The organism is Pseudocitrobacter sp. 2023LY-00077 (assembly GCF_055796175.1).
In genome coordinates this window covers 426,827-438,715 of the sequence record NZ_JBSPEI010000001.1, presented here as the reverse complement: position 1 = coordinate 438,715, position 11,889 = coordinate 426,827, and the positions used below count along the sequence as shown (strand labels likewise).

The window sequence follows — 11,889 nt, the reverse complement described above, 5'->3', positions numbered from 1 at the left end:
TCATTCATCCCGTACGACTCGCTGTAACAACGTAAACACCTGCTCTACCTGCGGCGGCAGCGGTGCTGCGTTGCGCATCAACGCGACGGTACGCGTGAGTTCCGGCTGCTGAAGCTGTAGCACCCTCAGCTGCGGGTCGCAGAGGTGCGCAGTATAAAGCTGCGGCAAAATTGCCGCCGCCAGCCGAGAGCGTACCAGGCCGTACAGGGTTTCAATGTAATCGACGTGATAGCGAATATGCAGTTTGAGACGCTGACTCTCGTCCAGCGCCCCCACCAACCGCTGAATATTGCCTTTGGAAAAGACGGCCACATCGCGGCCAGCAAGCTGCTGCCACGGAAGATGTGCCGATTGGGCAAGCGGATCGTCGGCATGCAGGACAGCGACAAAGGGGTCCTCCAGCACCGGGAAAACCTGTAATGCCGGAGAGACAGAACTGTCCAGCGCGCCAATGCCGAAATCCAGTTGCCCGTTCACTATCTGCGTCACTAAAGCATCGTTAGTGAGATCGTGAAACTCCACCTTCAGCCGGGGAAATGCCTGCGCCAGCCGTTCAGCCACGGTCGGGAACAACAGCGAACTGACCGAGGGCACCAGGCCAATACGCAAGGTGCCGTCGCCCCCGGATTCGACAATTTGCCGCATATCGCTGAACGCCTGCTGGGCGACGTTCAGCACCCGTTCGGCATGAGGAAGAATGGCAACGCCCAACTCCGTCAGCGTCACGGCGGCGGCGGTACGGTTCACCAGCTTACCGCCCAGCACCGTTTCAATTTGCCGCAGCGCGCTACTCAATGCGGGCTGACTTATCGCAAGCTTACTGGCGGTGTCGGTGAAGTGGCGCAACCGGGCCAGGGTCACAAAATACTGAAGCTGCTTTAAAGAGAGTGCGGGAAGCCGTTGCCAGGGTTCAGTCATGATGGGTTTCGCATTGTTCGTTTGTCGCAGAATAACCTTTTCTTATCAGGTGATAAATTTTTTCAGCGAGGCAAACGTTTGCCATCACCTTTCACACTTCGTAAAGTAGCCCCCATATTGAATGACCGGACGATATCTATGCTTACCACTGCCTCCCCTCGCCGCCGGGCGATAGACGCCGCAAAAGGCGACGCGCCTTTCGATCTCCTGCTTACCGATGCCCGCATTGTGGATATGGTCACCGGCGAAATTCGCGAAGCGGATGTGGGTATCGTCGGTGACATGATTGCCAGCGTGCATCCGCGCGGTAGCCGAAGCGACGCCGCCGAGACGCACTCGCTGGCAGGCGCTTACCTCTCTCCAGGTTTTATCGACACCCACGTACACCTCGAAAGTTCACATCTTCTTCCTGCCCGTTACGCGGAAATCGTGCTGGCGCAGGGAACGACGGCGGTATTCTGGGATCCGCACGAACTGGCGAACGTACTGGGCGTGGAGGGCGTGCGTTTTGCCATTGATGCCAGCCGCAATCTTCCGCTGCACGTGATGATTGCCGCACCGTCCAGCGTACCCTCCACGCCGGGGCTGGAGATGTCCGGGGCCGATTTCGCCGGCGCGGAGATGGAAACCATGCTCAACTGGCCGGAAGTGTGTGGCGTCGCGGAAGTAATGGATATGCACGGCGTGCTGAATGGCAGCGCGCGGATGCAGGAGATTCTTAGCTGCGGCTTACAAAGCGGTAAGCTGATTGAAGGCCACGCACGCGGGTTGCGCGGGGCCGGGTTACAGGCTTACCTCGCAGCGGGCGTGACGTCGGATCATGAACTCACCTCCGCCGAAGATGCGCTGGAAAAACTGCGCGCCGGGCTGACGCTGGAAATTCGGGGTTCGCATCCTTATCTGCTGCCGGATATCGTGGCGGCGCTGAAGACGCTCCCGCATCTCTCCTCGCAGATTACCCTCTGCACCGATGATGTGCCCCCGGATATGCTACTGGAAAAAGGCGGTATCGTGGCGCTGCTGAATCTGTTGATTGAGCATGGTTTACCCGCCGTCGATGCGCTGCGTTTCGCGACATTCAACGGTGCTTTGCGGCTTAAGCGCGATGATTTAGGGCTGATTGCCGCCGGCCGCCGCGCGGATTTGGTGGTGCTGGATTCCCTGCAAACGATTCGACCACACCAGGTCTACGTCGGCGGGAAACGTATCGCCCGCGATGGCGCAATGCTTGAACCGTTGGCGGCGGCGAGTCACCCTGCGTTGCCAGATACCATGCATCTTGCGCCGCTCAGCCCGGACGATTTCGCCCTGCGCATCGCCGACGTTGAGCATGGCGACGCGCGGCTAAAACATATTCGCGGCGCGCGTTTTACCGAATGGGGTGAAGTCGATGTGCAAATCCGCGAAGGCCGCGTCGTGCTCCCTACCGGGTTCAGTCTGATTTGGGTTCAGCATCGCCATGGTCGCCACGAGGCAAAACCGCAAATCGCCCTGCTGGAAGGCTGGGGTGAACTTCAGGGGGCGATCGCCACCAGTTACTCACACGATTCGCATAACCTGGTGGTGCTGGGGCGCTGCCCGCAAGAAATGGCGCTGGCAGCCAATACCCTGATTGCCAGCGGCGGCGGGATGGCGCTGGCGCAGCATGGCGAGTTAGTCGCCCACGTGGCCATGCCGATTGCCGGCATGCTCTCCGATCTTCCGGCCCCTGACCTGGCGGCCGCATTCCGCAATCTGCGCGAGCGTAGCGGTGACATTGCCGACTGGCAGCCGCCGTATCGGGTATTTAAGGCCATTGAAGGCACCTGCCTTGCCTGTAACGCCGGGCCACATCTGACGGATTTGGGGCTCACCGATGGCGCAACGCGTCAGATTATCGACCCGGTTATTCACTATTCGCATCAGCAAAGGAGCGCCCACTAAATGGCCGACCACTCAATCAATACGCCTGCCTCTGAGAGCTGGCTGGAACGTTGTTTTGCCCTACGCGCTCGCGGAAGCTCTGCACGCACCGAATGTCTGGCGGGTATCACGGGGTTTCTCGCCGCCGCTTATCTGCTGGTGGTGATCCCCGGTCTGCTGGCTGCGGGCGGGATGGATAAAGGCGCGGCGACTACCGGCACCATTTTAGTGTTTGTTGTCGGCACGCTGTTGATGGCGTTTTATGCCAATCTGCCGTTTATTGTTGGCCCGGGGATTGGTGGCTCGGTATTAGTCGGTGTGTCGCTGGCCGGAAACGCCGGAATTGGCTGGCCGATTGGGCTGGGGATTGCCTGCTGGTCTGGCGTACTGTTCTTCCTGCTCACCCGTTTTGGCCTGCGTGAAGTGGTCACCCGCTCGGTGCCGCAATCCATCAAACTGGGGCTGACGGCGTCTATCGGTATTTTTGTTGCCCTGCTCGGTTTTCGTAATGCCGGATTGGTGCTGGCAAGCGCCAAAAATAACGCCTTGATGCTGGGGGATTTTCTTTCGCCGGGCGCGCTGGTGGCGCTGTGCGGGCTGTTTCTGGCGATTGCCCTGCAGGCGCGTCGTATTCCTGGCGCTATCCTGTGGGCAATTCTGTGTGCGACGCTGGTGGGTATCCCGGCGGGCGTCACGCACCTGCCATCAAGCTTTATCGCCCTGCCCCACTCATTAACTCCGGTGTTTGCGCAGGTGGATATCATTGGCGCGCTGAATATCGCTTTCCTGCCTTATCTGTTTGTCTTTTTTGCCTCAGAGTTTTTCTCAACCATGGGCACCACGCTTGCCGTCGGCGGTGAAGCGGGCCTGCTGGATGAAGAAGGCAATATGCCGCACATCAACCGCCCGTTTATGGTTGACTCCATTGCCGCCGCGCTGGGCCCGTGGGTCGGTATTCCGGCCGCGACGGCGCTGATTGAGTCTTCAGCCTCGGCGGAAGCAGGCGGTAAAACCGGCATGACTGCACTTGCCGCCGCCATCATGTTCTTGCTGATGCTGCTGTTCACCCCCGTTGCGCTGATGATCCCCAAAGAAGCCACAGCCCCGGCGTTGATCCTGATTGGCCTGAATATGTTTAGCGGCCTGCGTAAGGTGGATTTGGCGAATTTCACCGACGGCTTACCGGTACTGATGATGGTGATGATTACGCTTATCGCCAACAGCTTCGGGACGGGTATCGCGGGTGGGTTGCTGTTCTATGTGATGATTAAAACCATTGCCGGGAAGTGGCGGGAAATCCCTCTCGGCTTATGGATTCTGGCAGTGCCGCTGGTGTATTACTTTGCCACGCTGGTGCGCCATTAATCAGGAATTCATCAAGCGCGTTTTGGTGGCGTGGTGCTGATATTTGCCGGATGCGGCGTAAACGCCTTATCCGGCCTACAAAAGATTGCAAATTCAATACATTGAACCCACCTTGTAGGCCTGATAAGCGCAGCGCCATCAGGCAATTTTGCATTTGTCATCCATCCAAATGCAGGTTTTCATTGCATGATTACCACCAGGCGTGAAAATGATGCACCGGGCCAATCCCGCTGCCGACTTCCAGCGTATCGGCCTGCGCCAGCGCGGCAGAAAGCCAGGTTTTCGCTTCCAGCACCGTGTCGCCCCAGTTGCTATGGCGTGGGCGCAGTGCCGCCAGCGCGGCTGATAATGTACAACCGGTACCGTGGGTGTTTTTGGTCATGACGCGCGGTGCGGTAAAACGCTGCTCGCCGTCGCGGGTAAACAGCCAGTCGGGGCTTTCCGTATCGTCAAGATGGCCGCCTTTCATAAGGACCGCGCCGCAGCCCATCGCCAGCAGTGCGCGTCCCTGTTCCAGCATTTCACGCTCATTTCGCGCATGCGGCGCATCCAGCAATGCCGCCGCTTCCGGCAGATTCGGCGTAATTAACGAGACCTGTGGCAGCAGGCGTTGACGCAGCGTTTCTACCGCCGCGGGCGATAGCAACGCATCGCCGCTTTTGGCCAACATGACCGTATCCAGCACCACATTTTCCACCCGATGGCGCTGTAATCGCTCCGCCACGGCTTCAACGATATCAGTTTCCGCCAGCATACCGATTTTGGTGGTATCGATGCGCACATCGTTAAACACGGAATCCAGCTGCGCAGCGACAAAATCCGGTTCAATACGATAGACCGACTGCACGCCATGGGTGTTTTGCGCCACCAGCGCGGTAATCACCGAACAGCCGTATGCGCCCAATGCTGAGAAGGTTTTCAGATCCGCCTGAATGCCCGCGCCACCGCTTGGATCGGTACCGGCAATGGTTAATGCGTTAATCCGTTTCATGCCAGTGCCTCCCCATCAAGCACATACAGTGCATCAAGTAATGCCGGGACAAAACTGCCCGGTCCGTTATCGACCGCCGCACGACCACCGGCCAGTTTCATAAAGGCGCAGGCAGAGGCAATGTTATCCAGCCTGTCGCCCGGCAGCGCACAGCTTGCCGCGACGACCGCAGACAATGCACAGCCCGTCCCCACTACCCGGGTCATCAGCGGATTGCCGCCCGTTACCGCGATAACGCGTTGTCCATCGGTGATGTAATCCACTTCGCCCGTCACCGCCACAACGGTATTGATTTGACGCGCCAGAGCCTGTGCCGCCGGTAGCGCAGCAGCGGCGGTATCGGTGGTATCCACGCCGCGCCCTCCCGCGCTCATTCCCGCCAGCGCCATAATTTCGGAGGCATTCCCCCGAATGGCGGCAGGTTTTAAGGTCAACAGGTCGTGGCAAAACTCGGTGCGCAGCGTTAACGCGCCCACGGCGACAGGGTCGAGAGTCCAGGGTTTACCCGCAGCGTTCGCACTCAACGCGGCGGCTTTCATCGCCTGCGCGCGCGGCTGCGTTAGCGTGCCGACGTTTATCAATAACGCATCGGCAATGGCAGAGAACTGCGCGGCTTCCTGCGCATCAATCACCATCGCGGGGGATGCACCGAGCGCCAGCAATACGTTGGCGGTAAAGGTCTGCACGACGTCGTTAGTCATACAGTGAACAAGGGGGGCGTGATGACGAAAAAGATGTAACGAATGCGCGATTTGCGCGGGACTAAGCGGCTCTGCTTGCATGGTTTGCTCCTGCCAGAACGTCCAGAAGCAATGACCTGACGGTCTCTGACTTCCCTACGCTGGCATTATCCAGATCAGGTGGTACGGGTTTTTCTCAGCCTTCACGAAGGAAGGGCACCCCGAGTCATCAATACAACAAATTCGTGTATCGCAGCAGGTTACGGCAAGTGCCGGGTGGAAGCAAGCCGCACAAACCATTTGCAATCCCCCCATCATCGGTCCAAAATTATTCACAAAGGTGATGGCGTTCCACCTTTCCCAACCGCCCTGCTGGGGCTGATGACGCCTGGTATACCCTCTTAACATGGAGGTATGTCAGGCTGTCTGTCGTTTGAAGACCCGCTCATACCTCGCAACCTGACGAGGTTTTTTTATGCCTGTTTACAACCATGCGCTGGTGCTGATTAACAACAGCCTTGATGGCATTCCCCTGCTCGATCACGCTGCAAAAATGGCGCAGGAGAACGCGATGACGATAACCATCGCGCATATCAGCACCGATTATCGCGCCCTCAATTATGTCTCCGACAGCCTGATGGATGACGTGGTTTCGCAGGAAGTCATTCAGGCCAAAGCCCTGTTGAGCGAGCTGGCGGAATCCGTTTCCTTACCGGTACAAACGCTGGAACTGGTCACGACCCGTCGCTTTGAAGATGTCGAATCCTGTATCCGCGATCGCCGTATCGATCTGGTCATCGCCGGACATCACAATCGCCTGCTGGGCGTGCTCGCCTCCCACTCCCTTGAGTACATCAACCATCTGACGGTGGATGTGCTGATCAAACATTTAGCATAAGGATTTACGCGCGTGATGTATCGTTCATTACTGGCCGTTATTATTGGCGGCTCTACCGGGTGTGTCATTCGTTGGTGGCTGTCGATGAAACTGAACAGCCTTTTCCCCAGCCTGCCACCGGGAACGCTGGTGGTTAATCTGGTCGGTGGTTTTATTATTGGCGCGGCGCTGGCGTTCTTTTTGCGCCAGCCGCAGCTGGACCCGGCATGGAAGTTACTGATTACCACCGGACTTTGCGGCGGGATGACGACCTTTTCCACTTTTTCGGCGGAGATCGTCACCCTTTTGCAAAACGGCAACTATCTGTGGGCGATGATTTCGGTGATGACTCACGTGGTGGGATCGCTCCTGATGACCGCTGCCGGATTCTTTTTGATGACGCTGGTTTAGCCCCTACGCTGCACCAGCGCTTCACAGCGTTCCTTCACTGCCTCATACAACAACCGCACCGCAGGCGAGAGCTGCTTGCGATGCGGACAAATCATGTTCAGCGGCACGCAGTCGCCTTCATAGTCCGGCAGCAGCAATTTCAGTCGTCCCTGAAAGACATCTTCACTGACGTCGAGCCAGGACTTATTGGCAATGCCTTCCCCGGCAATCGCCAGTCGGCGTATAACCTCCGCGTCATCGCTGATAATCGTGCCATTGACCTGCACTTCGTGGGTTTCTTCCCCCGCAGTGAGCGTCCAGCGATCGAACAATCGACCTCGCAGGACATAGGTCAGCGCATCACACTTTTCTAAATCAGCGGGCGTTGCCGGTTCGCCATTTTTGGCGATCCACTCTGGCGATGCGACCAGCACGCGGCGATTATCCGGTGCGATGGGCAGCGCGACGTACGATGCATCCTCATTGCTGCCGTAGCGAAAGGCGACATCAACCGGATCTTTAAACACATCCGTCACCTGGTCAGAGAAAAGAATGCGCAATTTAAGCGCCGGGTGGCGCTGGCGGAACTGGCGGAAAATACCGAGCAGGAGATTTCGTCCCAAATCAGAAGGCACCGCAATTTGCAGCGTACCGCGAATTTCATCGTCGGGCGTTTGAATCTGCTGGAGCCCGGCCTGCATCGTTTCCAGCATTTGCGTGGCGTAGGGCAGCCAGGTTTCGCCCTCTGGCGTCAAGCGCAGGCTGCGCGTTGAACGGGCAAACAGACGGATATTAAGCGCCGTCTCAAGACGCTTAATGGCGGAACTCACCTGCGCAGGCGGCAGACCGGCCTCGCGCGCCGCTTCGCTGAAACTGCTTAATGCCGCCGCGCGCACGAACAGGGTTAAATCTTCCAGCCTGAGCATTTTCACTCCTCAACGATAAGTCCTGTCACCGCGAATGGATTTTTCCGGCAAATATCACCGGATAATATCATTCTTAGAGTTTACCCAACATCACAGAGGTGGTTATGAAAGCGATTGCGATTACTCAGGCGGCTGGCGCGCACGGCAACATTGAAGCATTAGAAGAAATTACCCTGCCCGTTCCCGTAGCGGCGGGCCACGATTTGCTGGTAGAAGTAAAAGCCATCTCCGTTAACCCGGTCGATACCAAAGTGCGTGCCGGTTTTAGCGGCGACACGCCGCGCGTACTGGGCTGGGACGCCGTCGGTGTGGTGAAATCCGTTGGCGAGAACGTCACACTGTTTAAAGCTGGCGACGAAGTCTGGTACGCGGGGGCGTTAACGCGTCCTGGCAGCAACAGCGAGTTCCAGCTGGTCGATGAGCGCATTGTCGCCCTCAAGCCACGTTCGCTGGATAACGTTTCTGCTGCTGCCCTGCCGTTGACTTCCATCACTGCGTGGGAACTGTTGTTCGATCGTTTAGGCATTCAGGAAAACGGCAATGAAGGCGACGTGCTGCTGATTGTCGGTGCAGCGGGCGGTGTCGGTTCCATCCTGACTCAACTGGCGCGTAAGCTCACTAAAATGACGGTGATCGGCACCGCATCGCGCCCGGAAACGCAGAAATGGGTAGCGGATGCCGGGGCACATTACGTTATCGACCACAGCAAACCGATCGCCGAAGAACTGATCCGCATCGGTATTCCGGCAGTGACGCATGTCGCCAGCCTGACGCACACGGATAAGCACTATTTGCAGCTGATTGAAGCGCTCGCCCCACAGGGGAAACTGGCGCTGATTGACGATCCTGAAACCCTGGATGCGCGCCCGTTAAAAACCAAAAGCATCTCGCTGCACTGGGAATTTATGTATACCCGCTCGATGTTCGAAACACCGGATATGATCGCTCAGCATCAGTTACTGACCCGCGTGGCCTCGCTGATTGATAACGGAACGATCAAAACCACGCTGGGCGAGAAGTTAGGAGCAATTAACGCCGAGAATATTCGCCAGGCGCATCGCCAGCTTGAGACCGGGAAAACCATGGGCAAACTGGTGCTGGAAGGCTTCTGAGGCGGCGCTGTTACATTTTTTACTAAAAAACCTATTCTGTGATACAAAAGAGCGTCGATCTGCCTGTCAATTTTAAGAGAAAAAGGCAGACTCTACACCCTTGAGCATTCTGGTTATCGTTGGAGAAAGAATGGGTAAATATAAATTATGGCTTCTGGCTGGCCTGATGGCCGCCGGATCCGCCTTCGCCGCACCAGGTACGGGCATTCAGAAGTATGAACTAAAAGAGTTTGTCGCTGATTTCACCCACTTTAACATCGGGGACGCCGTTCCTGAGATGTACCGTACTGACCAGTACAACATCAAGCAGTGGCAGCAGCGCAATCTGCCTGCGCCAGACGCGGGAACGCACTGGACATATATGGGCGGCAACTACGTGCTGATTTCTGACACGGACGGGAAAATCAGTAAAGTTTACGACGGCGAAATCTTCTATCACCGTTAATGAAAGGGGCGCATAACCCGCCTGGGTTATGCGCCTGAACGCTTATACCGCGCGGAAGGCAATTTCGCCGGGGATCACTTCACCCTGCCAGTAGAGCTGGGCAGCGGTTAAATCCGCCAGTTGACGATAAATCAGGGTAAATTCGCTATCCGGACGATTCACCACCGTTGGTGTGCCTTTATCCAGATCTTCACGCAGGCTGATGTGCAGCGGCATCTGACCCAGCAACTGGGTATGGTATTTCTCCGCCAGTTTCTCTGCGCCGCCGGTACCAAAGATAGGTTCGTGGTGACCACACTGGCTGCAAATATGCATGCTCATGTTTTCCACGATACCCAGCACCGGCACTTCCACTTTCTCGAACATCACGATGCCTTTTTTGGCGTCAATCAGCGCGATGTCCTGCGGCGTAGTGACCACTACCGCGCCGGTGACCGGAATGTTCTGTGCCAGCGTCAGCTGAATGTCACCGGTACCCGGCGGCATATCCAGCACCAGATAATCGAGATCCGGCCATAAGGTTTCCTGCAACATCTGCATCAGCGCCTTGCTGGCCATTGGGCCGCGCCACACCATCGCGTTATCGTCGGTGACCAGATAACCAATGGAATTCGTTGCCAGACCGTGAGCCATAATCGGCGCCATATGGGTGCCGTCAGGTGAGGTCGGACGCTGATTTTCCGCGCCCAGCATGGTCGGAATTGACGGGCCGTAGATGTCAGCATCCAGAATACCGACTTTCGCCCCTTCCGCAGCCAGCGCCAGCGCCAGGTTGACGGCAGTAGACGATTTCCCCACTCCACCCTTACCGGAACTCACGGCAATGATGTTCTTCACGCCATTCACGCCCGGCTGGTTTTTAACGCGCTTCAGGGTGGCGATATTGTGGGTCAGTTTCCAGTCAATGGAATTCGCTCCGGTGATACGAAGCAAGTCAGCACTGCATTGCTCTTTCAGTTCTTCAAACGCGCTGTTCCAGACAAACGGCATTTGCAGCTCAATGTGCACGGTGCCATCCAGCAGCGCCACATGATGCAGCGCCTTCAGCGTGGTGAGATTATGCTTCAATGTTGGGTGCTGAAAATTAGCCAGCGTCCCGGCAACCATCGCGCGCAGGCGCTCGGGGGATGTGGCCTGGGATTGAGAACTCATCCCGACTCCTTTGTTCTTGTGAGTAAACCTTCGTAAGCCTAGTTTACCTGAAAGGTGGTCATTCCCCCACTACAAGCGCATTTCGCGATAAAAAAGCGTGCGTCGGGTATTACTCATAGTTAACGAAGATCAGGGCCGTCGCCTTAAGCGCGCCCGGTTTCACCGCTTTGCGCGCATAGACGTAGTAGCTGGCTTCGACCGGAATCGTCATTCCCTGCGCGGAAAGCGAGGTACCTTTCGCCGCAGACCACAAGTTATCGGCGCTCTCTTTTACCCCTTTCACTGTCGACATCTGGATCTGCTTTTTCCCTCCGCCCGACACGACAAAACCCACACCGTTATCCGGGCTCCCCTGCAACACGGTTCGGCTTCCGGCTATCAGATCAGCACTGTAAAGATAAACCGACATTGCCTGCGTCGCCTGCTGATTTACCCCCACCATATTGCTGCAATACAGCGAGATATCGCCCTTGCTGCTTTTATCCATCATGCCCGAATCAGGCAGTTCAGACAGCGACACATCGGGCAACGTGAGCGTTAAATCACCAGCCCGACAGGTGGTTTTTTTGGGCCGATAGATTACCGTCAGGTTTTCAACATAGGAATCACCCTTCAGACTATTGGTGATGTAATTCACGCATCCGGACAAACTTAAGGATTTACAGAACCCCAGAATGATATCTATAAAGCCATTTGAATTTCCGCCGGTATTGGCCACCAACACGCCGGGAACTGAAATGGATTCTCCGCCGCTTCCCGCACTTCCCGTCGTCGCGGGTGTTAGCGTAACGGTATAAAGCAGGCTCTTCTCCGTGGTGTTTGTGGTACCAACCGCCTCAGACGTTTTATCCAGCACAATATTTAGTTTTAACGATTGTCCATTACTGAACGGGCCAATAACGCTCTCTTTCACCAGCGGAATATAGCTAATTTTATCATTCGCTGAATCACACTTAATACCCGCAAAGTGAACCGTCACCGCAGAAGTATGTTTCTGTGTAACCGGGAAAACCTCATCGACCACCACTTCCGTGGTGTGGTTGTTGGTCACTCCCGATGATTTACAGGTGGCCCAGCTCGTCTCGCTCAATAAACACAATGACATTACCGCAAATAACATTAACTTCATGA

Annotated in this window: 12 protein-coding genes and 2 riboswitches; of the genes, 6 read left to right on the top strand and 6 right to left on the bottom strand. The window is 56.4% G+C overall.

Annotation, left to right across the window (positions count from 1 at the left end):
• Positions 1-918, bottom strand: coding sequence for a LysR family transcriptional regulator (locus ACWWFX_RS02005; protein ID WP_456145964.1), 918 nt, complete (start codon positions 916-918; stop codon positions 1-3).
• A 138-nt stretch (positions 919-1,056) separates the two neighbouring features.
• On the opposite strand from ACWWFX_RS02005, the gene ACWWFX_RS02000 reads away from it, so the two are divergent.
• Both ACWWFX_RS02000 and ACWWFX_RS01995 read left to right on the top strand, forming a co-directional pair.
• Positions 1,057-2,841 (top strand): adenine deaminase, encoded by a 1,785-nt coding sequence (locus tag ACWWFX_RS02000; protein WP_473223073.1) that lies wholly within the window; start codon positions 1,057-1,059, stop codon positions 2,839-2,841.
• Positions 2,842-4,185 carry an NCS2 family permease gene (locus ACWWFX_RS01995; protein WP_253897544.1) on the top strand — a complete coding sequence of 448 codons (1,344 nt, stop codon included), beginning with the start codon at positions 2,842-2,844 and terminating at the stop codon, positions 4,183-4,185.
• A gap of 190 nt (positions 4,186-4,375) precedes the next feature.
• Here ACWWFX_RS01995 and thiD read toward each other — a convergent pair whose 3' ends face one another.
• Positions 4,376-5,176 carry a bifunctional hydroxymethylpyrimidine kinase/phosphomethylpyrimidine kinase gene (gene thiD, locus ACWWFX_RS01990; RefSeq protein ID WP_473223072.1) on the bottom strand — a complete coding sequence of 267 codons (801 nt, stop codon included), beginning with the start codon at positions 5,174-5,176 and terminating at the stop codon, positions 4,376-4,378.
• Positions 5,173-5,958 (bottom strand): hydroxyethylthiazole kinase, encoded by a 786-nt coding sequence (gene thiM, locus ACWWFX_RS01985; protein WP_473223071.1) that lies wholly within the window; start codon positions 5,956-5,958, stop codon positions 5,173-5,175. Before thiM ends, thiD begins: the two co-directional genes overlap by 4 nt.
• A gap of 34 nt (positions 5,959-5,992) precedes the next feature.
• A riboswitch (TPP riboswitch) is annotated at positions 5,993-6,090 on the bottom strand.
• Between the two features lie 96 nt (positions 6,091-6,186).
• A riboswitch (Fluoride riboswitch) is annotated at positions 6,187-6,254 on the top strand.
• Between the two features lie 77 nt (positions 6,255-6,331).
• Between thiM and ACWWFX_RS01980 the strand changes: the two genes are divergently transcribed.
• Both ACWWFX_RS01980 and crcB read left to right on the top strand, forming a co-directional pair.
• A complete protein-coding gene (locus tag ACWWFX_RS01980) occupies positions 6,332-6,754 on the top strand; it encodes a universal stress protein (RefSeq protein ID WP_276220501.1) in 423 nt (140 codons plus the stop codon).
• A 15-nt stretch (positions 6,755-6,769) separates the two neighbouring features.
• On the top strand, positions 6,770-7,144 hold the full coding sequence (crcB, locus tag ACWWFX_RS01975) for a fluoride efflux transporter CrcB (RefSeq protein WP_149462419.1): 375 nt from the start codon (positions 6,770-6,772) through the stop codon (positions 7,142-7,144).
• On the opposite strand, the gene ACWWFX_RS01970 is transcribed toward crcB, so the two are convergent.
• Positions 7,141-8,049, bottom strand: a complete 909-nt coding sequence (locus tag ACWWFX_RS01970) for a LysR family transcriptional regulator (protein ID WP_473223070.1) — start codon at positions 8,047-8,049, stop codon at positions 7,141-7,143. The genes crcB and ACWWFX_RS01970 overlap by 4 nt on opposite strands.
• Before the next feature lie 104 nt (positions 8,050-8,153).
• Here ACWWFX_RS01970 and ACWWFX_RS01965 point away from each other — a divergent pair, with 104 nt between their 5' ends.
• Both ACWWFX_RS01965 and ACWWFX_RS01960 read left to right on the top strand, forming a co-directional pair.
• A complete protein-coding gene (locus ACWWFX_RS01965) occupies positions 8,154-9,161 on the top strand; it encodes a zinc-binding alcohol dehydrogenase family protein (RefSeq protein ID WP_473223069.1) in 1,008 nt (335 codons plus the stop codon).
• 130 nt (positions 9,162-9,291) lie between these two features.
• Positions 9,292-9,606, top strand: a complete 315-nt coding sequence (locus ACWWFX_RS01960; protein ID WP_015963781.1) for an RcnB family protein — start codon at positions 9,292-9,294, stop codon at positions 9,604-9,606.
• Positions 9,607-9,648: 42 nt separating this feature from the next.
• Here the strand turns inward: ACWWFX_RS01960 and apbC are convergent, their stop codons facing one another.
• Positions 9,649-10,758 carry an iron-sulfur cluster carrier protein ApbC gene (apbC, locus tag ACWWFX_RS01955; protein WP_473223068.1) on the bottom strand — a complete coding sequence of 370 codons (1,110 nt, stop codon included), beginning with the start codon at positions 10,756-10,758 and terminating at the stop codon, positions 9,649-9,651.
• Positions 10,759-10,867: 109 nt separating this feature from the next.
• Positions 10,868-11,887, bottom strand: coding sequence for a fimbrial protein (locus ACWWFX_RS01950; RefSeq protein WP_473223067.1), 1,020 nt, complete (start codon positions 11,885-11,887; stop codon positions 10,868-10,870).
• Positions 11,888-11,889: the final 2 nt, after the last annotated feature.

Excerpts from the sequence above, each read along its gene's own strand:
- ACWWFX_RS01970 (WP_473223070.1), bottom strand. The coding sequence starts at position 8,049 with ATGCTCAGGCTGGAAGATTTAACCCTGTTCGTGCGCGCGGCGGCATTA.
- ACWWFX_RS01960 (WP_015963781.1), top strand. The coding sequence starts at position 9,292 with ATGGGTAAATATAAATTATGGCTTCTGGCTGGCCTGATGGCCGCCGGA.
- thiD (WP_473223072.1), bottom strand. The coding sequence starts at position 5,176 with ATGAAACGGATTAACGCATTAACCATTGCCGGTACCGATCCAAGCGGT.
- ACWWFX_RS02000 (WP_473223073.1), top strand. The coding sequence starts at position 1,057 with ATGCTTACCACTGCCTCCCCTCGCCGCCGGGCGATAGACGCCGCAAAA.
- ACWWFX_RS01995 (WP_253897544.1), top strand. The coding sequence starts at position 2,842 with ATGGCCGACCACTCAATCAATACGCCTGCCTCTGAGAGCTGGCTGGAA.
- thiM (WP_473223071.1), bottom strand. The coding sequence starts at position 5,958 with ATGCAAGCAGAGCCGCTTAGTCCCGCGCAAATCGCGCATTCGTTACAT.
- ACWWFX_RS01950 (WP_473223067.1), bottom strand. The coding sequence starts at position 11,887 with ATGAAGTTAATGTTATTTGCGGTAATGTCATTGTGTTTATTGAGCGAG.
- ACWWFX_RS01980 (WP_276220501.1), top strand. The coding sequence starts at position 6,332 with ATGCCTGTTTACAACCATGCGCTGGTGCTGATTAACAACAGCCTTGAT.
- apbC (WP_473223068.1), bottom strand. The coding sequence starts at position 10,758 with ATGAGTTCTCAATCCCAGGCCACATCCCCCGAGCGCCTGCGCGCGATG.
- ACWWFX_RS01965 (WP_473223069.1), top strand. The coding sequence starts at position 8,154 with ATGAAAGCGATTGCGATTACTCAGGCGGCTGGCGCGCACGGCAACATT.
- crcB (WP_149462419.1), top strand. The coding sequence starts at position 6,770 with ATGTATCGTTCATTACTGGCCGTTATTATTGGCGGCTCTACCGGGTGT.
- ACWWFX_RS02005 (WP_456145964.1), bottom strand. The coding sequence starts at position 918 with ATGACTGAACCCTGGCAACGGCTTCCCGCACTCTCTTTAAAGCAGCTT.